Annotated in this window: 20 protein-coding genes, 1 tRNA gene and 1 riboswitch; of the genes, 12 read left to right on the forward strand and 9 right to left on the reverse strand. The window is 60.7% G+C overall.

Translation table 11 applies throughout. The annotated features are described in order from the left end of the window. Positions 1–2: 2 nt before the first annotated feature. Complete coding sequence (locus IEX27_RS14760; protein WP_188721845.1) at positions 3–923, reverse strand: sulfite exporter TauE/SafE family protein; 921 nt, start codon at positions 921–923, stop codon at positions 3–5. Positions 924–1,117: 194 nt separating this feature from the next. Continuing rightward, positions 1,118–4,570 (reverse strand): SEL1-like repeat protein, encoded by a 3,453-nt coding sequence (locus tag IEX27_RS14765; RefSeq protein WP_188721846.1) that lies wholly within the window; start codon positions 4,568–4,570, stop codon positions 1,118–1,120. Positions 4,571–4,961: 391 nt separating this feature from the next. On the opposite strand from IEX27_RS14765, the gene IEX27_RS14770 reads away from it, so the two are divergent. Beyond that, a complete protein-coding gene (locus tag IEX27_RS14770) occupies positions 4,962–5,456 on the forward strand; it encodes a GNAT family N-acetyltransferase (RefSeq protein WP_188721847.1) in 495 nt (164 codons plus the stop codon). Positions 5,457–5,499: 43 nt separating this feature from the next. Here IEX27_RS14770 and IEX27_RS14775 read toward each other — a convergent pair whose 3' ends face one another. Both IEX27_RS14775 and IEX27_RS14780 read right to left on the reverse strand, forming a co-directional pair. Continuing rightward, positions 5,500–7,155: a lysine--tRNA ligase gene (locus tag IEX27_RS14775; protein WP_188721848.1), complete on the reverse strand. Its 1,656-nt coding sequence runs from the start codon at positions 7,153–7,155 to the stop codon at positions 5,500–5,502. Between the two features lie 238 nt (positions 7,156–7,393). Next, positions 7,394–8,239: a transporter substrate-binding domain-containing protein gene (locus IEX27_RS14780; RefSeq protein WP_188721849.1), complete on the reverse strand. Its 846-nt coding sequence runs from the start codon at positions 8,237–8,239 to the stop codon at positions 7,394–7,396. 396 nt (positions 8,240–8,635) lie between these two features. Here IEX27_RS14780 and IEX27_RS14785 point away from each other — a divergent pair, with 396 nt between their 5' ends. The 3 genes from IEX27_RS14785 to phoU all read left to right on the forward strand — a co-directional run bounded on the left by IEX27_RS14785 (position 8,636) and on the right by phoU (position 12,971). After that, positions 8,636–10,837 (forward strand): glycosyltransferase family 2 protein, encoded by a 2,202-nt coding sequence (locus tag IEX27_RS14785; RefSeq protein WP_188721850.1) that lies wholly within the window; start codon positions 8,636–8,638, stop codon positions 10,835–10,837. A gap of 72 nt (positions 10,838–10,909) precedes the next feature. Beyond that, positions 10,910–12,166 carry an ATP-binding protein gene (locus IEX27_RS14790; protein WP_188721851.1) on the forward strand — a complete coding sequence of 419 codons (1,257 nt, stop codon included), beginning with the start codon at positions 10,910–10,912 and terminating at the stop codon, positions 12,164–12,166. 58 nt (positions 12,167–12,224) lie between these two features. Next, entirely contained in the window at positions 12,225–12,971 is a 747-nt protein-coding gene (phoU, locus tag IEX27_RS14795; RefSeq protein ID WP_188721852.1) for a phosphate signaling complex protein PhoU, read from the forward strand. Between the two features lie 204 nt (positions 12,972–13,175). Here phoU and IEX27_RS14800 read toward each other — a convergent pair whose 3' ends face one another. Beyond that, positions 13,176–13,727 (reverse strand): GcrA family cell cycle regulator, encoded by a 552-nt coding sequence (locus IEX27_RS14800; protein WP_188721853.1) that lies wholly within the window; start codon positions 13,725–13,727, stop codon positions 13,176–13,178. Between the two features lie 385 nt (positions 13,728–14,112). On the opposite strand from IEX27_RS14800, the gene IEX27_RS14805 reads away from it, so the two are divergent. The 3 genes from IEX27_RS14805 to IEX27_RS14815 are packed head-to-tail and all read left to right on the forward strand — an operon-like array spanning position 14,113 to position 17,229. Then, positions 14,113–15,309, forward strand: a complete 1,197-nt coding sequence (locus IEX27_RS14805; protein ID WP_188721854.1) for an aspartate aminotransferase family protein — start codon at positions 14,113–14,115, stop codon at positions 15,307–15,309. Positions 15,310–15,322: 13 nt separating this feature from the next. Further along, a complete protein-coding gene (gene argF / locus IEX27_RS14810) occupies positions 15,323–16,240 on the forward strand; it encodes an ornithine carbamoyltransferase (protein ID WP_188721855.1) in 918 nt (305 codons plus the stop codon). Continuing rightward, a complete protein-coding gene (locus IEX27_RS14815) occupies positions 16,237–17,229 on the forward strand; it encodes an Hsp33 family molecular chaperone (protein WP_188721856.1) in 993 nt (330 codons plus the stop codon). The genes argF and IEX27_RS14815 overlap by 4 nt, the downstream gene beginning before the upstream one ends. A 40-nt stretch (positions 17,230–17,269) precedes the next feature. On the opposite strand, the gene apaG is transcribed toward IEX27_RS14815, so the two are convergent. Then, positions 17,270–17,662 (reverse strand): Co2+/Mg2+ efflux facilitator ApaG/CorD, encoded by a 393-nt coding sequence (apaG, locus tag IEX27_RS14820; protein WP_188721857.1) that lies wholly within the window; start codon positions 17,660–17,662, stop codon positions 17,270–17,272. A 136-nt stretch (positions 17,663–17,798) separates the two neighbouring features. Next, entirely contained in the window at positions 17,799–18,989 is a 1,191-nt protein-coding gene (locus IEX27_RS14825) for an O-succinylhomoserine sulfhydrylase (protein WP_188721858.1), read from the reverse strand. Positions 18,990–19,040: 51 nt separating this feature from the next. Beyond that, a riboswitch (SAM riboswitch) is annotated at positions 19,041–19,118 on the reverse strand. Between the two features lie 77 nt (positions 19,119–19,195). Between IEX27_RS14825 and IEX27_RS14830 the strand changes: the two genes are divergently transcribed. Continuing rightward, positions 19,196–20,281: a 2'-deoxycytidine 5'-triphosphate deaminase gene (locus IEX27_RS14830; RefSeq protein ID WP_188721859.1), complete on the forward strand. Its 1,086-nt coding sequence runs from the start codon at positions 19,196–19,198 to the stop codon at positions 20,279–20,281. Between the two features lie 4 nt (positions 20,282–20,285). Here IEX27_RS14830 and IEX27_RS14835 read toward each other — a convergent pair whose 3' ends face one another. Then, entirely contained in the window at positions 20,286–21,842 is a 1,557-nt protein-coding gene (locus IEX27_RS14835; protein ID WP_188721860.1) for an amidohydrolase, read from the reverse strand. A 171-nt stretch (positions 21,843–22,013) separates the two neighbouring features. Continuing rightward, positions 22,014–22,087: transfer RNA gene (locus IEX27_RS14840), tRNA-Gly, on the reverse strand. 792 nt (positions 22,088–22,879) lie between these two features. On the opposite strand from IEX27_RS14840, the gene IEX27_RS14845 reads away from it, so the two are divergent. The 4 genes from IEX27_RS14845 to IEX27_RS14860 all read left to right on the forward strand — a co-directional run bounded on the left by IEX27_RS14845 (position 22,880) and on the right by IEX27_RS14860 (position 25,321). Beyond that, positions 22,880–23,140, forward strand: a complete 261-nt coding sequence (locus IEX27_RS14845; RefSeq protein WP_188721861.1) for a hypothetical protein — start codon at positions 22,880–22,882, stop codon at positions 23,138–23,140. Positions 23,141–23,204: 64 nt separating this feature from the next. Further along, positions 23,205–24,026 (forward strand): CsgG/HfaB family protein, encoded by an 822-nt coding sequence (locus tag IEX27_RS14850; RefSeq protein ID WP_188721862.1) that lies wholly within the window; start codon positions 23,205–23,207, stop codon positions 24,024–24,026. Between the two features lie 248 nt (positions 24,027–24,274). Further along, positions 24,275–24,829, forward strand: a complete 555-nt coding sequence (locus IEX27_RS14855) for a hypothetical protein (protein ID WP_188721863.1) — start codon at positions 24,275–24,277, stop codon at positions 24,827–24,829. Positions 24,830–25,054: 225 nt separating this feature from the next. After that, positions 25,055–25,321, forward strand: a complete 267-nt coding sequence (locus IEX27_RS14860) for a DUF6460 domain-containing protein (RefSeq protein ID WP_373869888.1) — start codon at positions 25,055–25,057, stop codon at positions 25,319–25,321. Positions 25,322–25,327: the final 6 nt, after the last annotated feature.

Here is a 25,327-nt window from a genome sequence, read left to right on the forward strand (position 1 = left end):
CCTCAAACGCTCCCGATCACGATCGAATAGACGTCCGACGGCCGCACGAAGAGGTCGAAGGCAAGGCGCAGAGCGACGGCAAGAACCAGAAGCGCCAGCAGCGCGCGCAGCTGCTCGCCGCGAAGTTTCTGGCCGACGCGGGTTCCGTACTGGGCGCCTGCAACGCCACCCACCATCAGCAGGAAGGCGAGCGCAACGTCTACCGTGTGGTTGGTGGTCGAATGCACGATGGTCGTGTAGGCCGAGACGAAAATGATCTGGAACAGTGAGGTTCCAACGACCACGTTGGTCGGCACCTTCAGGAGGTAGATGAGGGCCGGAACCATGATGAAGCCGCCGCCGACACCCATGATGGATGAAAGCACGCCGATGCCTGCGCCGATGCCTAGGATCGGGATGACGCTGACGAAGAGTTTCGACGTGCGGAAGCGCATCTTGAGCGGCAGGCGGTGGATCCAGTTGTGGTGCCCGGTGGTCGAGGCGCTGGGCGGCTGGCCTGAGCGAGTGCGCCGGATTGCGCGCACGCTTTCCACCAGCATCAGGCCACCGACGGTGCCGAGGAAGATGACGTAGAGCAGCGAGATGATCAGGTCGAGCTGGCCGAGGCTGTTCAGGTAGGCGAATATGTAGATGCCAAGCGACGAGCCGACGATACCGCCGATGAGCAGCATGGTGCCGAGCTTCACGTCCAGCGTGCCACGCCGGAAATGGGCGAGCGCGCCGGAGAAGGACGAGGCGATGACCTGGTTTGCGCCAGTTGCAACGGCGATGCCAGGCGGGATGTTGTAGAAGATCAGGAGAGGGGTGATCAGGAATCCGCCGCCGACGCCGAACATGCCTGACAAAAAGCCGACCGCTCCCCCCATGGCGAGAAGAACCACCATGTTTACGGACATTTCCGCAATAGGGAGATAGATGCCCACCCGGTGACACCCGCAATTCGTAACAAGGTTATCGTGGACGTTACATCCACTGGTGCAGATCGACGGTCGCGTTCATGCGCCGACGCTACGGCGAAGTCAAACTACTACGTGTAATAGCTTGAAGAGTCGCTAACATCGACAGCAAAAATCACCAAATTGGGGCGCTGCGGGAAACGCCGGAAACAGCCTGAAAATCAGGCTGTTTCATTCTGCTCAAGCAGCTTCTTGACGAGGTCCTGATCGATCTCCCCGGAAGGCGTCAGGCCGTGCTTCGACTGGAACGCCTTGATGGCGTTTCGGGTCTTGGCTCCCATGATCCCGTCGGGCACACCGGCGTCATAGCCCATCCTGTTCAGGAGGTGCTGGATGTTGGTGAGGGCCTGCTTGTATTCCGGCGAAGCGCTCGAAATCTGCGGCTCATTCCACTCGACTGGCACGGCAACCGTGTTGGCCGCCGCATCGACGTTGCGGGCCTTCCAGAGCTTCGCCTTTCCTTCCGCGATCTTCAGCTGGTCCGGCTCCATGGCGCGGGCCAGATCGTCCCGTTTGGAAGCCGCGTCGGTGTCACCCTTGCGGGCGACGATGTCGAGCCACTTGTAGGCCTCGGTCATGTCCTTCTGCATGCCGAGACCCTTGGCGGCCAGGATCGCCAGGTTGAACTGGCTGTCCGTGACGTCGAAGTCCGCGGCTTCGGTGAACCAGCGTACGGCCGCCCGATGGTCGGCATCGTTGTCGGCACCCATGGCGTAGAGAACGCCGAGATTGTGCATGGCGGTGAGATTGCCCTGCATGGCCGCCGCCTTGTACCAGGTCTTGGCCTTCGTCAGATCGCGTTCAACGCCAATGCCCTTCTCGTACATGTTGCCGATGCGGTACTGGGCGAGCGCCAGGCCTTTGTCGGCAGCCCTTTCGTACCAGGTTGCAGCACTCTCGATGTTGCGGGGCATGCCGCGGCCTTCAGCCAAGCGATTTGCAATTTCGAAATAGGCGATTGCGTCGCCCTGAAGCGCAGCTTCGCGTAGGGCCTGCACCTGCAGTTCGGCCGGAAGATCGGCTTCCGTCGGAACGAAAGCGTCTGCTGCCTTCGCAGCTGCTGTTGCGGGCGCGGCTTCAATCTTCGTGTCGGGCGCAGCAAACGCATGCTGGGGAATGATGCGCTCCTCCGCGTTCGCCTTCCTGGAGGCCGAAGCAGGCTTGATCGAACCGGTCTGGATCGGATCAGGCTTCTTGGCGGCGGCAATCTGCTTGGTCACGGCCTTAGGTTCGGCCGGAGCATCCTTCGCAATGTCCATCAGCGGCGATGCAGGCCCCATCGACAGGGTCGACGCCCAGTGCATGCCGGCAGCGAGGAGGATAACGCCGCCGAGCGCCACCATCGCATGCTTCCTGTGCTTGCCAACAATGGTGCTGATGCTGCGGCGTCTCCGCGGCTCTCCCGTCTCGTCGTCGAACGCCTCCGGCTCGCCAGCCTCGGCGGTGGCGGCACGACGGGCGGCTGCAATGAAGTCGGCCTTGCCGGCATCAGGGCTTCTGACGCCGAAGGACGGCCGATCTGCTGTCACGCGGCGCAGGATCGTGTTGATGTCCGAGATGGGTTCCTTCTGCTCGTGCCGATCGTTCGCGAGGCCTGCGAGTGAGGGTTCGATGGCCGCCTGCTCTTCCTGCTGCGGCTTGCGGCGACGGCGGAAGGCTTCCGACAGCGAACGGAAGCGTGACTTCACAGTCTCCAGCGAACCGTCCGTGGCTGCTTTCTCACCGAACAGCGCGCCCGTCTCTTCGAACACAGGTTGCTGCGCGAAAACCGGCTCCGGCTCGCTGAAGGGCGGGAATGTGTTCGGGGTGTCCCCCTCGAGGCTCTTGCCTTCCGCTTCGAGCGTGCCAAGCCGCGATACGATCTTCACCAGCGTGTCGTGGATCGCCTCGAAAGTCTTGGAATTCCGCTCGGCGGTCTGTCGGGTCAGGACTTCGAGCTTCTGCAACTCGTCCTGCAGACGGGCGTCCATCGGCTCCGACCGCTGGGACACGGCAAACTTCTGCAAAGCCTCTTCGGCGGCCTGCCTTGCGGCATCGATAAGAGAGGCGCGGTTTTCTGTCATCGCCCGCTCGATCTGCTCCAGTCGCGGCGTCAGTCGTGCGAGGCCGGCCAGATCCTGGTGCGGCTGGGACAGGAGCGAAGAGAGGTGGCTTACCTGAGACTCGAGCTTGCGCAGAAGGCGCGGATCGCCGCCGTTGCTGGTGACCGCATAGAGCTTGTTCGCCATGTTCTCAAGGCGGGCTTCCAGAGCCTGGTAGGTACGCTCATCTCCCAGCGCCCGCACGTCGTCCATGCGGCGGGCAAGATCGGAGAAGCGGTCGTCGATCATCGCCATCAGCGTTGAATCGGAGGCGCTCGCGCTCGTGCTGCTCAGGCGGGTGACGACGTCTACGAGTTTCTGCTCAAGGTCGTGGAAGAGGCTGGTGCCATGCTGCAGCACATCCGCCTGATGGCGGGTGAAGGCATTGGACAGCGCACTGACTTGCGCCTCGATGCCGTGGAGCATCTGCTCCGTTTCCGGCGCCAGGGAGACGGACCCCATCCGCTCCGAAATCAGCTGTACGTAGTGGGCAAGCCGCTCGAGCGACTGGGCTGGTACTTCCACCTTCTGGGCAAGGTCATCGACGCGGGTGGAGAGCCCGATCAGGTGCTCGATGATTGTATCGGAGGTGGGGTCGTCGTTCAGTTCGTCCACCTGGCGGGCGAGCGAGCCGATGCGAGCCTCGATGCGCTCCAGGACAGCCGGGTTGATGCCGGAGGAGCGCGCAAGTGCTGCTGACGCTGCGATGGCGCGGGAGATCTCGTCGAGACGCTCGTCAATGGCGGTAACCAGATGCTGCTGGTCGCCCTGGCTGCGTAGCGCCAGCTGCTCCAGTGCATGGGCAAGCTGCTGCATACGCTCATCCAGCATGCGGACGGAGCGCAGGTCAGGGATATGATCGATGGTTGCCGCAACCTGATCGAGGCGGGCCTGCAGGGCATCAAAGTCGCTGGAGAGCGGCGCCTGAGCAGTCCTTACCTGCTCGGCATGTAGCAGCTCGTCGATCGCGGCCTTCAGCCGACCGAGCTCCATCTGCAGCAGGTGGGTATCTCGGTCGTCGCGTTCCGACAGTTCGGCGACGGAGCGGGCGATGCGGGCAAGCCCAGCTTCCAGTCCTTCCGTGCCTCGGGAGTGCGGGACAGCGGCGAGCAGGTCGGAGAGCTCGTGACGCAGGTGGGAGAACTCTTCCCGCATGCCGCTGTTGATGATGGTGTGCAGGTCGCTGCGCAGGTTGCCGAGCTCACGCGCAAGCGAGTTCACGGAACTCTGCGGCTCGTCCTGGCGGCGTGTAAAGAGCGGATCGCGCGATAGGCGTTCGAGCGGCGAAAGATGAGGATCCCTTGCTGCGGCACTGGCAGAAACGCGAACGGGGCCGTTGCTCTCGCTGGCCGCTTCATCCGCTAGTTTCTTGAGCCGTTGCGCTATCACGTCCTCACTGTCGCGGTTGTCGATAGCGCGGCCGAGATGCTGTTCAAGCCTGGAGAGTGTCTGGGTAATATCATCCAGTGCAGAGCTGGGCCTACGCTGCCGTCCATCATTCAGCCTGTCTACATAAGAAAGCCTGGTACTCATGGGATCGCCCGCCTATACGCGACCTTTATGGCCGCCGTTCTCCGACACCGGAGCAGTCGCGACTGGCTATCCGTCAACGCCTACACGCTCCAGGGAAGGCCCCGAAGGTCGAATCGACCATCCGCCTTCCAAGGCAAATCTTTCGTCAACTATGGTAAATATGCCGTTAACTCTGGGTACGCAGGAGTGCGAATTACTAACTATTCGCAAGCACGCGAGGCTGCGGGAGGCGGGAAAACGGGGCTTGTCGGTACCCTGATGCTGTCAGGTTTAGTTCCCCTGACTCACCTATCCGCACGTGGTAAGGATAGCATTGCGATGGTTAACGTCCATCGGCACTGCGCTAGTTTACGGTAACTGAACGTTCCGTCCTTCACAGTCAGAGGTTTCGATGATCATCCGGCAAGAAAAGCCTGCGGACCTGCCTGCGATCCATAGGATCGTCCGCGAGGCGTTCGCGGGAGCAGAGCACAGCAGCGGCAACGAGCAGCACATTGTCGACGCCTTGCGGGACGCGGGCGCTCTGACGCTGTCGCTGGTGGCGGAACGCGATGGTGAAATCGTCGGGCACGTTGCCTTTTCGCCAGTGACAATCGGGGGCAACGAGGGATGTTGGCTCGGCATGGGGCCGGTCGCTGTTGCGCCTGATGCTCAACGGCGGGGCGTAGGCGCTGCACTGATCGGGCAAGGGCTCGAGCGCATCCAGGCAGATGGCTGGGCTGGGTGTGTGGTGTTGGGCGACCCCGCCTATTACCAGCGGTTCGGGTTCCGCGTTTCCGAAGGCCTGGAATTTGAGGGCGTGCCGGCGGAATATTTCATGGCGATCGCGTTTGCCGGTGCGATCCCGGTTGGGAATGCGGTCTATCATCCCGCTTTTTACCAGTGAGCATGTCAGGCCACCGTCACGCGATGGCCTGACGTAGGCTAAGCTAGGCGCGAAGTTCGCCCGACAGAGCCTGCGCGATGAGTGTGCGGCTCTCCTCAATGCCATAAAGCGCCACGAAGGATCCGAAGCGGGGTCCGCGTTCCTGGCCGAGCAGGACTTCGTAGAGCATCTGGAAGAAGGAGACCGAAACACCCGGTCCACCGGATGGGCTCTTCTTCGCATGGTCCTGATAGCGTTCGATGCCGCGGGCGACGTCGAGCAGCGCGTTCTGGATCTCCTCGCCGTCCGCACCTGCCGACAGCTCGCCAAGCTTCGCGGAGACTGCTTCCAGCGCTGCACGCTCCACTTCGTCTGGCTCGCGGAATTTCTTCGCAGGCTTCACGAAGTCGTCGAAGTAGCGGATCGCGTATTCGGTGAGGCGGTCGAGCTCCGGATGCGTTTCAGCGGTGACGCCCGGCGCGTAGCGGGAGATGAAGCCCCACATCACGCTCTTCTCGCTTGCGTTGGAAGCGCTCGCCAGGTTCAGCAGAAGCGCGAACGGCACCGGCAGTTCCGTTGCCGGAGGATTGCCGTTGTGGAGGTGCCAGACCGGGTTGCCGAGCTTGTTGCTCCAGTCCTGCCGATTGTAGGCAGACAGGAACGTGTAATACTCGTCCACGGCGCGCGGGATCACGTCGAAGTAGAGCTTCTTCGCGGTCTTCGGCTTCTGGAACATGTAGAGCGACAGGCTCTCGGTCGGCGCATAGCGCAGCCATTCGTCGATCGTCAGGCCGTTGCCCTTTGACTTTGAAATCTTCTGGCCGTGCTCGTCGAGGAAGAGCTCGTAGTTGAAGCCCTCCGGCGGACGACCGCCGAGCACCTTGCAGATCTCGCCGCCGAGCTTCACGCTGTCGATCAGGTCCTTGCCGGCCATTTCGTAGTCGACGCCGAGAGCTGCCCAGCGCATAGCCCAGTCAGGCTTCCACTGCAGCTTGAGGTGGCCGCCGGTTACAGGCGTCTCGAAGGCTTCGCCCGTTTCCGGATCGCGCCAGACGACCGTGCCGGCGTCGAGCTTGCGCTCCTCGATCGGGACCTGCATCACGACGCCGGTCTTCGGGTGGATCGGCAGGAACGGCGAATAGGTCTTGGAACGCTCTTCGCGCAGCGACGGCAGCATGATCGCCATCACTTCGTCATAGCGCTCCAGAACCTTGAGCAGCGTCGCGTCGAACCGGCCCGAGCGGTAATATTCCGTCGAGGAGGCGAATTCGTAGTCGAAGCCGAACCGGTCGAGGAAGGCGCGCAGGCGGGCGTTGTTCGCAGCACCGAAGGACTGGCCGCTCAGGAACGGGTCCGGCACCTCGCTCAGGGGCTTGCCAAGGTGCTCGCGCAGCAGTTCCTGGTTAGGCACGTTGTCCGGCACCTTGCGCAGGCCGTCCATGTCGTCCGAGAAGCAGAGGAGCTTCGTCGCAACCTTGTTGTCGGTCAGCACGTGGAAGGCATGGCGCACCATGGACGTGCGGGCGACTTCACCGAACGTTCCGATGTGCGGCAGGCCGGACGGACCGTAGCCGGTTTCAAACAGCACCTTTTCAGGAAAGCCGGACTTTTCGTAGCGTTTGACGATCTTCCGGGCTTCTTCGAATGGCCATGCCTTGCTTTCCGCCGCTGCATTCAGGAGGTCGGGGGAAAAAGAGGATGCATTGCTTGACGATGTCATCGTGGCTTCCGGTAGATCTGATTGGCTTTGTGCCGCCAAAAATGGGGCTATCCGGGGCTTTCCCGGAACGTACGGCATGTACGCGGCCCCGTGCAAAGCGTCAATGGAAGGGGCTCTTTTTCTTACGCGGGGCGCTCTTTAGACATTGCAGGGCTTCAAAGAAACGCTGAATTATCTAAGTCATTGTTTTAGCGCAATTCCTGACGGAAAACCGGTTCCCACTTTTCCTGGAATTGCTCTAGGGGAGCTGCTCGTAAAAGTCGACCGGGAAGTAGCGCAGATAGAGTTCGGTGAAGACGCCGTCGGCCTCCAGTTGCTGCAGCGCGAAGTTGAGCGCGTCCTGCAGGAGCGGCTGGTTATCCCGCGTCGCGATTGTGAGCCCATGGCCGAAATATTCGGGCGCAAGATAAGGTCCACCGGCAAAGCTGCAGCATCCATCCGTCTCTTCGCCTGTCAGCGCAAAACTAAGCCGCAGGCCATCTCCAAAGATGGCGCGAACATCGCCGTTGCGGATGGCCGCAAACAGATCCTGCTCCGCCTCGAAGGGGGCGGCGGTCACGCCGTCAAAGAAATCCCGCAGCATTTCCTCGTGGGCGCTGCCGGCAAGAACGCCAACACGCTGGCCCTTGAGTGTGGCATAGAGCGGCTCAGCGAGGCGGGCATCCTGGCGGACAATGAAACGGGCAGGGAACTGGAAGTAGGGACGCGAAAAGTCGTAGGTCGCGCGGGTTTCCGCTGTGACTGCGATGCCCGCGAGGATGGCCTCACCTTCGCCGCGTTCCAGCGCTTCGCCCAGTTCCTCGAAGGGCATGGCCTGGATCTGGCAGCGGTTGTCGATGCTGAGCTTGCTACAGATGGCGCGCGCAAGATCAACATGGAAGCCGACGAGATTGCCCTGCGGGTCAAGCATGCTGAACGGAAAGAAGTCCGTCGTGGTGAGAAACCGCAGGCGCTGGATCGTGGTAAGATCCGGTGCTGACAGGCGCTGCCGCGTGTCCCAGAAATGCGGAACCCTGACCTGAGCAAAGGCGGGCGCCGACACCATGACTGCAACGAATGCGAGAGCCAAACGGGAACGCAGCATGAGACCCCTTTGAGCGAATCTGCCAAGATCGCAGCCTACAGTAATTGTTGTTTCCGGCAAGCAGGCGCATATGCAATTCCAGATTGCAAATGCGCTCCTAAAAAATCGCTTAACGAGAAATGTGAATTGACGGCACTGAGGTTCTTGGACCATAGTAAGCACAAGCTTGGTAGCTGGCGTCTGAATTTCAGACAAACTTACATCCTGATCGATGGTGTTCGGTTCTGTTTAACCAGAACAGAGCAAGCCTTGCATTCGTGCCTTCGCGCTAGTGATAGCTTTACAGTGCATAACGATTGCCAAATCACTGCTGCATGTGCCTGGCAAGACTGCTGCTGTCGGGCGCAAGTCTAGACCATCCGGCGCGTTCGCGCCCGATGAGGGTGGGGTGTTCTCATGATGCTGGTCGCTGGTGGAGGCCGCGCACAACTGCGCGTGCCGTCGAATGTTCGCGTCAACAAAAGTGTGCGGGTGATCCGGGTCATACCGGCACGTGCGTACGACCGGACTGCGTATGGGCGCTCCGTGGATGGATGGTCCGCAGATGAACATCCCGCTCATGAACGTCGTGCCGACGGTGTGGTGGTGTTGCCGGAGGGACGACGCGCGGGCGGGCACCGCCAAGAGGCTGACGGGCTAAAACACCAGCCGGGTGTTCGCAGTCGACCAATCAATTCTCATGACACAGGTCGGGCTGAGGCGCTGCCGGGAGGTGCGGCCGGTTGGCTTCAGTACGGTTGGCGAGCCTTGCGGCTCAAGCTCGGGTTAAGCCAAGCGGACTGGCGTAACATTACCCGGCGGGCAGAAAGCCTCGGCGTGCCGCTCCAGGCAGAGTTGATTGCGTCGAGAGCCGTTTCGGAGGAAGCGCTCGTTCGGGCGCTGGCAGAGCTCATGGAGGTGCAGACGGTCAGCAGCATAAGAGCTGAACGGCTGATGGTCACGGGCGAACAGTGCCTGCAGGCAATCGGTCGGAAAGCAGGGCTCCCGGTCGTCACAGGGATGGATGACAGCGGCAGATACGTGTTCCTGCTCGCGCCCCGCCACCTGGATCTCGATGCGTTCGCAAAGTATCTCGCAGACCATCCGGAGCAGCGTTCAAGGGTGTGCTTTGTTCAGAGTCATGCTCTCCGGCAAGCCTTTGAGCAACGAGGCAGAAAAGACGCGATCAGAAAAGCACTGGCCGGACTGAAGGAAGCCCTTCCGGTCTATTCAGCCAGCACGGTTCTGAGCGGACGGCAGGGCGTGCTGCTGGGGGCTGCACTGGCTGGTGGGATTGCCTGTGCCGCCAACTGGCCAGGCCATACGCTGATCGCCATACACATCATCGTCTCGCTCGTCTGCTTCTGCTGTGTGGTGTTCAAGCTGCTGACCGCCAGCAGTTCGGATGTGACGCCAGAGATCCCGCTGAATGGGTTCAAGGCTGACGAGATGCCTGTCTACACCGTCATGGTAGCGCTCTACCGGGAAGCCGATGTGGTGCCGCAGCTCATGACGTCGCTCAGCCGGCTGGTGTGGCCGAGAAGCAAGCTTGAGATCAAGCTCGTGTGCGAACGCGATGACCACGAGACGCTCGCCGCCATCCGGGCGCTGGAACTGCGGGACCACGTGCAGGTGATTGAAGTACCGGTCTCCCTGCCGCGCACGAAGCCGAAGGCGCTCTCCTATGCCCTGCCGCTTTCAACGGGCGAGCTGATAGCGGTGTTCGACGCCGAGGATCGCCCGAACCCGTATCAGCTGCTGGAGGCGTGGCGTGCCTTCCGCAAGGGAGATGATACCCTTGCCTGCGTGCAGGCGCCGCTCGTCATCACCAACGGGCGCGGAAGCTGGCTCGCACGCATGTTCGCCTTTGAATACTCCGCGCTTTTCGGGGTCGTGCTGCCATGGCTGGCGAAACGACAGCTTGTCCTGCCTCTTGGCGGGACCTCCAATCACTTTCGCCGCGCGGCGCTCGAGGATGTGGGCGCGTGGGATCCCTACAACGTCACGGAAGATGCCGATCTCGGGATCAGGCTCTACCGGATGGGCTACAATATCGGGACCATCTCTTCGCCCACCTGCGAGGATGCGCCAACCGAGCTCGCGATCTGGCTGCGGCAGAGAACACGCTGGTTCAAAGGCTGGATCCAGACGTGGCTCGTCCACATGCGGCACCCGGTGCGGCTTTTCAGGGACGTTGGCGCCCGGTCATTCTTCGTCATCCAGATCCTGGTTCCCTGCGCGCTGACGGCCGCTCTCAGCAATGTTCTGATGTTCATCGCTGTCTTGGGCGGGGCACTGTGGCTTGCCGTAACGGGGACGGTTCCGGAGATCTATGAGACCCTGCTGCTGCTTGACGTTGCCAATATCGCGCTTGGTTATGCAGGGTTCCTGGTGATCGGGTGGCGCAGTCTGCCTGTGAAAGATCGGGCACGGCTCTGGCGCTATGTCGTGATGACACCCTTCTATTGGCTGCTGCTTTCGATCGCCGCCTGGCGGGCGGTCTGGCAGCTCTACCGGTGCCCGCACTACTGGGAAAAGACTCCGCATGCTCCGAGGAAAAGGGCGGCAGGTGATGCGGCTAGCCAACAGTCTACGCGCGTTCCTCAGCCAGGCTTGTAAAAATCCTGTCACACGGGCCATGTTAGTGGCATGGGATACAGGGTTATTCAGGCACGGGATGCAGGACTGTTGATGACGGATGATGGGGGCCGAAAGCCTGTTCGCTATGCCGGAGCGGCGGGGGTTCGCCGAAATCTGCCCTTTATCCTTGCCGGCGGGCTTCTGCTCCTCGCGATGGAGTTATGGAGTGGGGGCTCGGGCGTGGTATCAGCCGCTGGAATTCTGGGTCTTCTGATCCTCAGTGCCCTGCAGCCGACCCGAAGTGGCGGGGCCAACGCAAAGGCGCTCTCTGAGACCCCGGAAGGCGGAAGGATTTCTGCAGCGGAACTCGCTGCGGCCATCAACGATCCCATCTATTTCCTCGATGAGGAAGGCACCGTGCTCTACTCGAACGGTGCGGCCCGCGATGCTTTCGGCCCTCTGGCCGAGGGATCCGCCATTCAGCTCAAGTTCCGCTCGCCCGAAATGCAGGTATTCCTGCGTGACGCTCTCAAGAGCAAGCAGACGGAAACTTCCGTCGACTATGTCGAGCGTATTCCCATGGAGCGGGTCTATCGGGTATCGGCGCGAGCGATAGGTGAGGGCGGCAGGCGTTTCGTCCTCCATTTTCGCGACCAGAGCGAGGCGCGACGGATCGACCGCATGCGCGCCGACTTCATCGCCAATGCAAGCCATGAACTTCGGACGCCGCTCGCCTCGATCTCAGGCTTCATCGAAACGCTGCGCGGGCCGGCGCGCGACGATCCGAAGGCGCAGGAACAGTTCCTCCAGATCATGCATGGCCAGACCCGGCGCATGGCGCGGCTGATCGACGATCTTTTGACGCTGTCACGGATCGAGGCGAAACCGGTCGGCAAACCCACCGAGCCAGTCGACCTTCGCCCGCTGGTGGCAGGCGTCTGCGATACGCTGCGCCAGGTCGCCGACGAGGCCGGGGTGAATATCGAGATCGAGTTCCCGGATGGTCCGTTCGAGGTTGCAGGCTTTCGCGACGAGCTGGTGCAGGTCTTCGAGAACCTGGTCTCCAATGCCTGCAAATACGGCCGGGACGGGAAACGGGTGGTCGTGCAGGCAAAGGTGGAAGCGGGTGGCGAGAAGAGCGTCACTGTTACGGACTTTGGCCCCGGCATCGCCGAAGAGCATCTGCCGCGGCTGACGGAACGCTTCTATCGCGCCGACAGCGGGACCGGTCCCAGCCAGCAGGGCACGGGATTGGGGCTTGCGATCGTCAAGCACATTCTGAACCGTCACGGCGCTCGCCTGATCATCCGCTCGCGGCCAGGTGAGGGATCGTCGTTCACAGTGCACTTCCCGGCTCCCGAATTCTGACCGGCTGCCAATATCGGCGGGTTGTGGTAATCAGGGCCTCACAGGGAAAAGCAACAGAATGTCCAGCCAGCACATCAGGCGGTCCCTAGACGAGGACCTCAGATACATCACGACGCAGATTGCGGCGATGGGCGGCCATGCCGAGCGCATGGTTGAACAGTCGGTGGAAGCGCTCACCACCGGGGATGAAGCTCTTGCGCGCAAGATCATCCAGAACGATGCGGTCCTCGATGGGCTCGAGCGGGAGATTGGCGAGAGGGCGGTTGAAATCCTGGCACGCCGTCAGCCGATGGCGGGCGACCTCAGGGAAATCGTCGGCGCGATCCGCATCTCGGGCGACCTTGAACGTATCGGTGACCTGGGCAAGAACATCGCCAAGCGCTCGATCATCATCGGCGAGGTGGCGCAGCTCAGGCGGCTGTTCGTGGGCTTTGCAGCGCTAAGCGATCTCGCGATGGAGCAGCTGAAGGCTGTTCTCGACGCCTATGCCGCACAGTCCGTCGACAGAATTGCCAGCGTGCGCGACCGCGATCGGGAAATTGACGCGAAGTACACCTCGCTCTTTCGTGAAATGCTCACCTGCATGATGGAAGATCCTGCCAACATCACGCCCTGCACACACCTGATCTTCTGTGCGAAGAATATCGAACGCGTCGGCGATCACGCGACGAATATTGCCGAGACCGTCTATCACATCATGACCGGTGAGCAGCTGCCCGCCGATCGCCCAAAGGAAGACCGCAGTCATGTGGTCGGCGCGGCGAGCGCGGGCAATGGTGCAGAAAAACCTGACCGCCGTTCCTAGACCAGTTCAGACTTTCACAGAAACTCTGAACTGCTCTATCTCTTTGTTTTCTCGCGGTTCCGGACGGAAAACCTGTTTCCACTTTTCCTGGAACCGCTCTGAGGTCAGTCGCGCGGACCACTGCTCGTCATGTGTCCAACAAAAAAGCGGCTCGCAGGCCGCTTCTTTGTTAAGGTAACCGGTTTCAGTTTACCTGGAATTGTTTTAGCGAACGCGACGGCGCTCCGCAGCAGGCTGGTAAGCGAGCTTGGAATGGAAGCCGCAGTAGGGGCCGCTCTCGCCGGAGTCGGCACCGCAGAAGCTGAAATCATCGGAAAGCGGGTCGCCATTCGGCCACTTGCAGGTGCGCTCGGACAGTTCCACCAGCTTCAGGTTGCGTGCAATCGGAACAACGTTGGAGGGAACCGCGCGGTAGTGATGGAAAACCGCCTCTTCTTCCTCAAACTGCACCTTGAGCGCCGTTGCACCCACGGTGGTCATCATCGGACGGGAAGGAGCAGCGGCTGCCGCGGGACGCGGCTTGTGGCGGGCTGCCGGAGCAGCCGCGGAAGGCGCCGGAGCAGCTGCAGGCGCCGGCTTCTTCGGGCGGGCCGGGGCGGCGTTCGTGCGTCCGCGGCTAGAAAGCTTCAGGCGGTGCACCTTGCCGATAACAGCGTTACGGCTCACCCCACCGAGTTGCGCAGCAATCTGACTTGCACTCAAGCCTTCCGCCCAAAGTTTTTTCAACGACTCCACGCGTTCGTCTGTCCAGCTCATGGGTTTGCGCTCCTTGCAAGCGCGGCAGAATCCTTCTACTTTTCCGCCCTGCCATCGCAGAGAGGACGTAAGAACGTCACGGATAGGATTAACTGCCGCACAAAAATTCAGTTGTTATGGCGGCAAGGTACATTATCGGTTGACTCCGTGACAAGAGTCCCAGAGTCGCGGCGAATCTGTTTTTGGGGTTTTCCCCAACTTGGGCGTCACAGTCCTGGAACCTGTGTCAGGCACCTTTACATCACATAACGGACTCTCGTTGACTTCGGGCCGGAAAACGCTGATAAAAGCGCCCTTGCCGCCCTTGGGCGGCATTTTAATTTCCGTCGCTCGGGTTGGTGCCGTTTGGCTTGCCGATCCTGCGGCTGTTCCGGAGTGAAAATTAATGTCTGGTTCGGCTCTTTTTAATACGTTCGCCCGCCTGCCGCTTTCGTTTGAGCGCGGTGAGGGATCCTGGTTGATCGCGGCGAACGGAGAGCGATATCTCGATTTTGCAGCGGGAATTGCCGTGAATTCCCTGGGCCACGGACATCCGCACCTGGTGGCCGCGCTGGTCGGACAGGCCGGCAAGCTCTGGCATGTCTCCAACCTCTATGAGATCCCCGGCCAGTCACGTTTGGGCGAGCGCCTCGTTGAAGCGACCTTCGCCGACAAGGTGTTCTTCGCCAATTCGGGCGCCGAGGCTCTGGAATGCGCCATCAAGACCGCGCGGCGCTATCATTTTGCCAAGGGCAACCCCAACCGCTACCGCATCATCACCTTCGAAGGTGCGTTCCATGGACGCACCCTGGCGACGCTCGCCGCAGGTGGGCAGAAAAAGTACCTGGAAGGGTTTGGTCCCGTCGTGGACGGCTTCGACCAGGTGCCGTTTGATGACATTGCTGCGGTCGAGCAGGTAATCGGGCCGGATACGGCCGCCATTCTGGTCGAGCCTGTACAGGGTGAGGGCGGCGTGCGCCGCCTGCCGCTCGTGACGCTCCGCCGCCTGCGTTCGCTCTGCGACGAGCACGGCCTGCTGCTCGTCTTCGATGAAGTCCAGACGGGCATCGGCCGCACCGGCAAGTTCCTCGCCCATGAGTGGGCTGGCGTCACGCCCGACATCGTCGCATTGGCCAAGGGCCTCGGCGGCGGCTTCCCGGTAGGCGCTTGTCTTGCCACGGAAGAGGCCGCCAGCGGCATGACGGCCGGCATGCACGGAACCACGTTTGGCGGCAACCCGCTTGCCATGGCCGTGGGCAATGCAGTGCTCGACATCGTCCTGGGTGAAGGGTTCATGGAATGCGTTGCCCGCAAGGGTCTGCTGCTCAAGCAGGGTCTGGCCGCGATCGCCGATGATTTCCCGGATGTCATTGAAGAAATTCGTGGCGAAGGGCTGATGCTCGGCCTACGCTGCAAGGCACCCAACAGCGTTGTCCAGAAGGCGTTCACGGAGGAAAAGCTTCTCTGCGCGCCTGCCGGCGACAATGTCCTGCGCCTTCTGCCGCCCCTGACCGTGACAGAAGACGATATCCAGGAGGCGCTCAACCGCATCCGGAAGGCCTCCGAGGCGGTATCAGCCGCCAATCAAGCGGCAGCAAGCTAGACAAAGGCAAACCATGACCACTCCGCGCCACTTCATCGATCTTTCAACATTGTCGGCTGCCGAACTCCACGGCATCCTCAATGATGCGAAGGAGCGAAAGGCGAAGCTGAAAGCTGGCGAAGCGACGGAAAAGCCGCTGGAAGGCAAGGTTCTCGCCATGATCTTCGAGAAGGCCTCCACCCGCACCCGCGTCTCGTTCGACGTGGGTATGCGGCAGCTGGGCGGCGAGACGATCATGCTCACCGGAACAGAAATGCAGCTTGGCCGGAGTGAAACGATTGCGGACACGGCGCGCGTCCTGTCGCGCTATGTCGACGCGATCATGATCCGCACCACCGATCACGCACGCCTGCTGGAGCTGGCGGAATACGCCACGGTGCCGGTGATCAACGCGCTGACCGACGACACGCACCCCTGCCAGATCATGGCCGACATCCTCACTTACGAGGAGCATCGCGGCAGCGTGAAAGGCAAGATCTTCGCCTGGACGGGTGACGGCAACAACGTGCTGCACTCGCTGCTGGAGGCTTCCGCCCGGTTCGAGTTCCGCGTCAATGTGGCCGTGCCTGCTGGAAGTGAGCCCAAGCAGCACTATGTAGACTGGGCGCGTGCGAACGGAGCTCAGGTTCTGGTGACCAACTCGGCCGAGGAAGCCGTCCGCGATGCCGACTGCATCGTGACGGATACCTGGGTATCCATGGGACAGGAGCATCGTGCGCGCGGTCACAATGTCTTCCTGCCGTATCAGGTCAACGAGAAACTGATGAGTTTTGCCAAGCCAGACGCGCTGTTCATGCACTGCCTGCCCGCACATCGCGGCGAGGAAGTCACGGACGAGGTGATCGACGGGCCGAACTCCGTTGTCTTCGATGAGGCAGAAAACCGTCTGCATGCGCAGAAGGCTATCCTCGCATGGTGTCTTGAATCGTGAATTGGCAACAACCCAAACTAGGTGAATTCGGCTTTGCTGGCGACGACCACGTCGTACCCTTCGACGTGGACCAGCTGGATGTGCGCGGTCGCGCCGTCCAGGTCGGCCAGATGCTCGACCAGATCCTCACGCGCCACAACTATCCCGATGCAGTTTCGCGGCTGCTTGCGGAAGTGATCGCGCTGACGGTGATGCTCGGCAGTTCGCTGAAATTCGACGGAAAGTTCATCACCCAGACCCGGTCCGACGGACCCGTAGACCTGCTTGTGGCAGACTTTGCGACGCCCGGTTCGGTGCGGGCCTATGCCCGCTACGACGAAGACCGCCTGAAGGCGGCGATCGAAGCAGGCGAGGACAGCCCCGAAGAGCTGCTTGGCAAGGGCGTTCTGGCGCTGACCATTGATCAGGGCGCGCATATGAAGCGCTACCAGGGCATTGTTCAGCTCGACGGTTCTTCGCTTGAGGATGTGGCGCGGACCTATTTCCGCCAGTCGGAGCAGATCCCGACCGAGGTTCGCCTTGGCGTCGCGCGCATGCAGGTGCCCGGCGAGAACGGTGTGGTTGAGAGTTGGCGGGCCGGCGGTTTGCTGTTGCAGTTCCTGCCCAGTTCCACGGAACGGATGCGGATGCGCGACCTTCCGGGCGGGGATGGCGATCCGGAGGATCACGGCGACGGTCATCCCGATGACGATGCCTGGCAGGAAGCGATTGCGCTTCTGAACACCGTACAGGACGACGAGCTCCTCGACCCTTCCGTCGGTACGGAACGGCTGCTCTATCGCCTGTTCCACGAGCATGGGGTCCGCGTCTATGACGGGGTCGACATCATCGATCAATGCTCGTGCTCGCATGAAAAGGTCAAGTCCATCCTGGAAGGGTTTTCAGCCGAGGAAATCCAGGAAAGCACAGAAGACGGTCAAATCCGCGTCAACTGCGAGTTCTGTTCGAAATTGTACCTCTTCGACCCCAAGGACTTTCCGCAGAAATAGAGTTCAACGCCCCTCGTGCTCGACAAGCATGAGGGGTTCGTTAATTCAGCACCGTGCGCTGGCCTGGCAGGTCTAGCGAGAAGGCTGGAATATCGACCTCGAACTGGTCGCCTGTCTCTGTTTCCATCGTATAACGGCCGACCATAATGCCCGAGGGTGTGCCTAACGGGCAGCCCGAGGTGTACTGGAAACTGTCGCCGGGCTCCAGCCGCGGCTGCTCTCCCACGACGCCATCGCCGGTCACCTCCTGGACGCGGCCAAGCTCGTCCGTGATGTGCCAGTAACGGGAGATGAGCGTGACGATATCGGGAGAATGGTTGATGATGGTGACCTGGTAGGCCCAGACGAAGTGGCTTTCTTCGGGGTCCGACTGCTCGGGGAGGAAAATCGGTTCGACCGATACCTCAATGCCGGCTGTGATTGCTCGATACATGGCACTCCCAAGAACCAGGACCGCTGCGCACCATCATAGCGGAAAAAACACGCAGACTGCTAGAGCGGTTCCATTAAAAGTGGGAGTGAAAGGATGGGCGTCTGAACCGCCCATCCGTTCGACGTTAGGCGCTGCCTTACGCAGCGTCGAGTGCGCGTTCCACGTCCTTCAGCAGATCGCCAGTGTCCTCGATGCCTGCGGAAATGCGCAGCGTTCCATCGGTGATGCCAGCTTCGGCGCGGCCCGCATCATCCAGGCTCTTGTGCGTGGTCGTGGCAGGATGCGTGATCAGGCTCTTGGCGTCGCCAAGGTTGTTGGAGATCTTGATGACCTGAAGCGCGTTCGAGAAGTTGAACGCAGCCTGCTTGCCACCCTTGAGTTCAACGCAGATCAGCGAGGAACCGCCGGTCATCTGACGGGCGATGAGGTCTGCCTGCGGATGGTCCTTGCGGCCCGGGTAGATCACACGGCCGACCTTCGGATGCTCCGCCAGAAGATCTGCGATCGCTCCGGCATTGTGCGTCTGCTGGCGGACGCGCAGCGGCAGGGTCTCGAGGCCCTTCAGCAGTGTCCACGCATTGAACGGCGAAAGGCTGGGGCCGGTATGACGGAAGTAGTCGTGCAGGTTGGCGTCGATCCATTCCTTGTCGGAAAGGACGATGCCGCCCAGGCAGCGGCCCTGGCCATCGATGTGCTTGGTTGCGGAGTAGACCACCACGTGCGCGCCGAGCTGCAGCGGCTTCTGGTAGAGCGGCGTCGCGAACACATTGTCGACGACCACACGTGCGCCGATGGACTCAGCCAGCTTGGAGATCGCACGGATGTCATAGACTTCCAGCGTCGGGTTGGTCGGGCACTCCATGAAGAAGAGTTTGGTGTTCGGGCGGACGGCCTTTTCCCACTCCGCCATGTCGCGGGCGTCGATCAGCGTCGTCTCGATGCCGTAGCGCGGCAGGAGCTGCTGGATGATCCAGTGACAGGAACCGAAGAGCGCGCGGGCGGAGACGACATGGTCGCCGGCCTTGAGCGAACAGAGGAGGGCGGCAGCAACCGCGGCCATGCCCGAGGCCATCGCGCGGCCTTCCTCGGCACCTTCCAGAGCGGCCATGCGCTTTTCGAACATGTCGACGGTCGGGTTGGCGTAGCGCGAGTAGACGAAACCTGGATCCTCACCCTTGAAGCGGGCTTCCGCAGCTTCTGCGCTGTCATAGACGAAACCCTGGGTCAGCCAGATGGACTCTGAGGTTTCCTGAAACTGCGAACGGATCGTGTGACCGTGGACCAGAAGGGTCTGCGGTTGCCAGTCTTTCTCTGATTGCTGTGTCATTGTCTCTGCCCAAAAGTAAAACTGCGGCCGCGAAAAACGCCGGTTCGAGCATCGACATCGAGCGCGGCCTTTTAGCGAGTTATTTTACGTGGCTGCAAGCCGACCGGCCAAATCACCACGGGATAAAGGGTCTTTAATCTCGTATTGTTGTTGCGTCAATCGTCAAGCACGGTAAAGCTCCTCGCTTAAAATCTTGGAGGCGAGACGTGGTGAAGACAGGCATTCTGCCTGATGCAGACATTGCAGCTCTGTTCAGCGAAGGTGCGCTCAAGAGTGCGCGCCCGCTGGATGACGACCAGATCCAGCCAGCGAGCCTCGACCTCCGCCTGGGCAATGTCGCCTATCGCGTCCGCGCAAGCTTCCTGCCGGGACCGCGCCATCTGGTGGCCGACAAGCTGGAGCGGCTGACGCTGCACGAGTTCAGCCTTGAAACGGGCGCGGTGCTCGAGACCGGCTGCGTCTACATCGTTCCGCTGATGGAAAGCGTGGAGCTGCCGAGGGATATTTCCGCCTCCGCCAACCCAAAGAGCTCGACCGGTCGCCTCGACATCTTCACCCGCGTCATGACCGACTGCGGCCAGGAGTTCGACAAGATCCCGGCCGGCTACAAGGGGCCGCTCTTTCTCGAAGTGAGCCCACGCACATTTCCGATCGTGGTGCGCGCGGGATCGCGCCTGTCGCAGGTCCGCTTCCGTCGCGGCAATACGGTCTTGAGCGAAGAAGATCTGGCGCAGCTCCATGACAGCGAGACGCTGGTTGCTTCCGAGACGCCAAACATCTCCGGCGGGGGCATTGCGCTTTCGATCGACCTCAATGGCGGGGAGGGCGGCCTCGTCGGCTACCGCGCCAAGCATCATTCGGGCGTCGTGGATGTCGACCGCAAGGCCGGTTATGACGTGCGCGACTTCTGGGAGCCGCTCTACGATTTCGGCAAGGGTGAGCTGGTGCTCGACCCTGACGAGTTCTACATCCTCGTCTCCCGCGAAGCGGTGCATGTGCCTCCCGGCTACGCTGCCGAAATGACGCCGTTCGACCCGCTGGTGGGCGAATTCCGTGTGCACTATGCGGGGTTCTTCGATCCGGGCTTTGGCCACTCAGCCGCTGGTGGGACGGGAAGCCGCGCGGTGCTCGAGGTGCGCAGCCACGAGGTGCCGTTCATCCTGGAACATGGCCAGATCGTCGGCCGCCTGATCTACGAGCGCATGAGCACGCTGCCCCAGAACCTCTACGGCAGCGGCCTCAAGTCCAACTACCAGGGCCAGGCGCTGAAGCTCTCCAAACACTTCCGCTGAGCGATCAGCTCTGCCGATAGCCGGCCGGGAATTCGTCGCTCCCATTCCTGATCAGGAGGTGCGGCGGAATTCCTTCCGGCCGCAGCTTTCCCTCCGGCAGCGGTGAGACATAGACCTGGTCTCCCTTGCGGCGGACGAAGTCCGCACGGGCGGCTTCCCGCAGCTCGGCGTTGGTCATGATGTCATAGCCTACGCCGGCCATAACGGTCGCGGAATAGATTGAAGCCTTGTCGCCAATGCTCATGCCGCCGCAGGCTGTCACGGGCCACGTGTGCAGGCCGACGCCTAGCGGCATGGTGGCAATGGCGAAAAGCCCAGTCGGTGCGTTATAGCTCACATCACCCACATCGGTGCCGCCGCCGGTGGTGATCTCCGGCAACATCGGCATGACTGTTGACATCAGCCCATCCTCCGGAAGTTTCATCTCCCGCTGGCAGGCCTTGGCAAATTCCTGCTCCTGGCCGCTCCATTCTATCGTCAACGCCGACATGTGGGCGTGCAGTAGCTTGACCAGCGTGTCATTGGGCAGGAGGTCGTGAAGGCCGAAGAAGTGGTCGATCTCGACCTCTGTCTGCGTCGACATGGCAGACCCGTTCGCCACATCGCGTACCCATTCGGTCACATCGTTGACCTCCGCGCGATCCTGATCGCGGATCATGATCAGCACCTCGGCCGCGTCGGGGATGACATTGGCCGCACCTCCGCCATCCGTATAGACGTAGTGCAAGCGTGTGGTGGTCTTGATGTGCTCCCGCATGAACTGGATCCCAGTACCAAAGAGCTCCGCGCCTTTTAGCGCACTGCGGCCCTCCCAAGGGTCGACGCCCGCGTGAGCCGTTCGGCCGGTATAGCGAATGCGCATGATATTCGCGGCTGCCGTTCGCAGCAGCCCTGTCGCGTTGAGGGGCGCAGGATGCCAGGCAAGGCAGGCGTCAAGATCATTGAACAGACCGTCGCGCGCCATATAGACCTTTGCACCTTCCGTTTCTTCGGCGGCGCAGCCGTAGACGCGGATCGTGCCGGGGATCTGCTCGTCCATCATCAACTTGCGGAGCGCGAAGGCCGCGCCGGTGCAGCCGGCACCCAGCATGTTGTGGCCGCAGCCGTGACCCACTTCAACGCCCGTGGGACCCGCTTCCTGCCGCGGCTCGGCAGAGTTTCCCAGTGCGGGAAGCGCGTCGTACTCTGGCAGGAAGCCAACCTTAGGCCCGTTCTCGCCCTGGCTCCATTCGGCGATGAAGGCTGTCGGGATGTTCGAGGTCCCCCTGCTGGTGATCTCGAAGCCCGCAGCTTCCAGTTCACGGATGTGGATCTCGGAGGAGACCTCCTCATGGAGCGACAGCTCCGGGTTCTCCCAGACTTGGCGAGAGATCCGCAGGATCACCTCGCCGAAACTCTCGACCGCTCCCTTCGCTTTCGCTGCAGATTCTGGATCCGGGCCAGCTTCGGCCGATTGCGCAAACCCTTTCGTGGGGTAGAGCGGCCACAAGGCGGCAGTGGCGAGCGAGCCCATCAACACGGTCCGGCGAGACGGATGCAGCGAAGCGAGATAATTCCGCATGGGACTGCCTTTCCCAGAGGAGGGTCCATTGCCTTGCAGATGCCTACGGCATGTTCTGATGAAGCAAGGAGAGGCGAAGTTACTACCGCATCTCATGCCTGCCGGAAGAAACAATCAAGTAAATATTGTTAAATATCGCAGTCAGATGGTGTCTGCTCTTGCGGGGATGACTGGAGCGGGTAGCGGGAATCGAACCCGCGCGTTCAGCTTGGGAAGCTGACAGGCTACCATTACATCATACCCGCGCCTGCTATTTCGTACCCAAATTCCCCTGCCTCCGTCAATCTGGAACCGCTTGCACGAGTGAAAATAGGTTCAACGGGTCACGGGGCATCCAAAGCAGATGGAGCTCGTACCCAGCTGCTGAATACAACATCAACCGTATAGCATAAACTAATTACGGTTCTCTGAGTTCAATAAAACTGGATAGTATTCGAACTGTCAGGCCATTGATATGATTGCTTAATTGCGTGGTATTTTGGCTGGTTAATATTCAACAGAATTATGCCTACAGGTTATTTACGGGGATTGACACCTGGTAGGATTATGCAGATCTTGCACCCAGCTCCGGTGATTTGAACAAGGGCTGATGGGTAACGATCGAAGTCAGCGCTGATGATGCGGCAGGTGCAGTTCCTGCGTTGCCGTCACCAAGTCAAATGCGACGCTGGAATGCCGTATCATCTGTAATTTGTTGGAATGAGTCACCTTCTTCCGTTGCGAAGGGGAGGGTTTTGCTCGCGACAAGGCGCTGCCGACCGCGGTGTCTTGTTGTTGAGATTGCAAGAAAACTGAACCTGGCGTCTGCGGCGTTCGGGCTGGAGCTTTGGGTCCTGGCATCGACTCCGCTCGCTCGCGCCCTGCCATACACAGAATAGGAAGTCTAAATGCACAGAACAGTGTGTGTAGTTGGCGCCCTGCTGATAGGAACCGCCTCGGTTTTGGCAAATGATTGGGGGAACCCAAGCCTCGAATGGTCAGGTCATCTCCGGTTCAGCGGTCCCAGTCAGGAGCAGGTAGATCTGAATCGCGCTGACATGATCAAACGCGAGCGAGGTGGCTACTACGGGCAGTGGCGCACGACGAGTGTCACCAACAACTACGGTGATACGTATATCGAGAACATGAATAGCTCGACTTCCATTGGCAGCCAGACCGTTACCGAAGTCAGCATTGTTGGCGACAACAACGACGTCAACCAGCAGTCCAGCAGTAACTCCAGCAATGTTGGAGACACAAGCTCCGGCATCTGGACGACCGGCGAGGGCGGCACGAGCTCGAACTATTTCAATAATTGATTTCGACCGCTGGTGGCGTCCTGGCGCTAGGCCGGGTGGCAAACAGCTTCGGAGGCTTTACTCAATGTACGTGACAAGACGATCGATCCCGTCTGCCGCAAGTCTGGTTGCTCTGCTGGCGACGAGCGCCTGCTCTGTTGCGCTGCGGGAGGAAAATATTCCGAATCCTCCGGGGCCTCCGATCGTCAGCAATCTCGTCACTCCTTTCGATGAAGCGTTGCAGTGTCTGGCGGAGACAACCCCGAAAGAAGTGCGCCGCAAGATGATTTTCGGTGTCGGTGAAATCGCGGACCTCACCGGCAAGGAGCAGGTGACCGACGGCGGCAGCGGCAAGTTCGTGAGCCAGGGGCTGGGTGATGTGCTGCAGAGCGCGCTGGTTCAGGCTGGCGCCCTGGTGGTGAACCGCCGCGACATGCGCGTTCTGGTGTTTGACCGAGATCGCGCCAAGCTTCCGCATGGCATCGTCCCGACGACAGATCACTTCACCGGTTCGATCAATCGCCTCGATTTCTTCCCAGGCGGTTCTGTTCAAGTTGGCGTCGATGGTATTGGCGGGGGTGTGCGTCAGTATCGTGTGATGGTGGGCATGAACATCGCGCTGACTGATACCCGCACGGGAGAAGTGCAGAAGGTGCAGGCTCTGGATAAACAGATCGTCGGTGACGAGATCAAGGCCGGGGTAGGCCGCTTCTTCGGCAGCTCGCTGGTCGAAGTGGGTATGAACGGAGGGTCGCGTGAGCCGCTCCAGTTCGTATCCGCACAAATGGTCAAGCTCGCCGGGTACAACACGCTGGCGGATGTCTGGAAAAACCACGGCTGCGACAAGCACCTCGAAGAGCTCTACAAGCCCCGAGACCTTGCACCGAAGCAGAAGCCGGCTGCCTGACGACACCTGGTGCGATCCAGCGCGTAACGAACGTCATGGTTGAACCGCAACAACTTCTGCTGCGGGACAGCCGTAATGCGTGAGTGATGCTGTCGAGAAAGCACTGTTCGCACGGGACGTGCGCCAGGTTGGCGTTGCTCGCAGCCGAGTAGGTTGGAAGTGCGTAGCGAGTTGGGATCAGCCAAAGCGGTTGCCGTCACCCAGCTCGATCAACAGTGAGCAAATCAAACCGAGGAATGGAGACAAACATGAAGAGACTCCTGATTGCTGCCCTTGCGGCATCCATGGTGACCGTATCGGGCGCTGCCTGGGCAATTGATGACATCGAAGTCGATGTTACGAACATCAATACCGACATCACCCGCGTCAACTATTTCGACAATTCGCTGGATGTGAACGGGAATGACCTGTCCAGCCACAACGTTGACAACTCCATCAATACCAGCACCCGTTCCAGCGTGCGTGACTCGCATAACACCACTGCGATCTCCTCGCTGACTGACATCGACTCCACGGCCACATACACGCGCAACACGTCTATCGATAATACGCGTACGACAAACGTGTCCCGCACCAATGTGCGTGACACCGACGGCTACAACACCATCAGCCAGATCACGGCCGACAGTAACGCGTACCATTATGGTAATACTGTTGCCGTCTACAGCTTTCGTCCGACAAACGCGCCGTCCACTTCCGATCAGAACAATTTCCGCGACCTGCACAAGATCTCCGTCAGCGCCGTTGGTGCAATGTCCGGCCCGAGCATCAGCGTAGGCCGTACAGTCAACAACGAACGCTAACTGCACAATACTGCAGCGGCTGGCCAAAATGCTGGCCGCTTCTTTTCAGGGTATTCAGGGGATGCAGGTATAACCCAGCGTATTCCCAACTTCGGTCTGGGTGGTGTATAAATGGCAGGCACAGGGGGGGTGGAGTGCGCTCACGGTCGCATCGCTGTTGCACTTGCCACATTCACACCATATGAGCAGATAACGCATCGTGCGCAGACCAGACAGGAGTGGATCGTGTCAGCATTGTCCAGATTTCTCGGAGACTCGCCGTGGCGGGTCGTCATCAAGCTGCTGCTGATCTCCCTCATCGTCGGCTACATCATGCATATGTTCGACTGGACGCCGTGGGACATCTACTACGGCATCCGCGACGCCGTGATGGATATCTGGCACGCAGGGTTTGACGCCCTTGGCCGCTTCGCCGGCTACATCCTGATTGGCGCCATGGTAGTGGTGCCGATCTTCCTCCTGGCGCGAGTACTGAGCTTCCGGCGCAACTAGCGGGAA

The sequence above is a fragment of the Nitratireductor aestuarii genome (assembly GCF_014641695.1).
Lineage (GTDB): Bacteria > Pseudomonadota > Alphaproteobacteria > Rhizobiales > Rhizobiaceae > Chelativorans > Chelativorans aestuarii.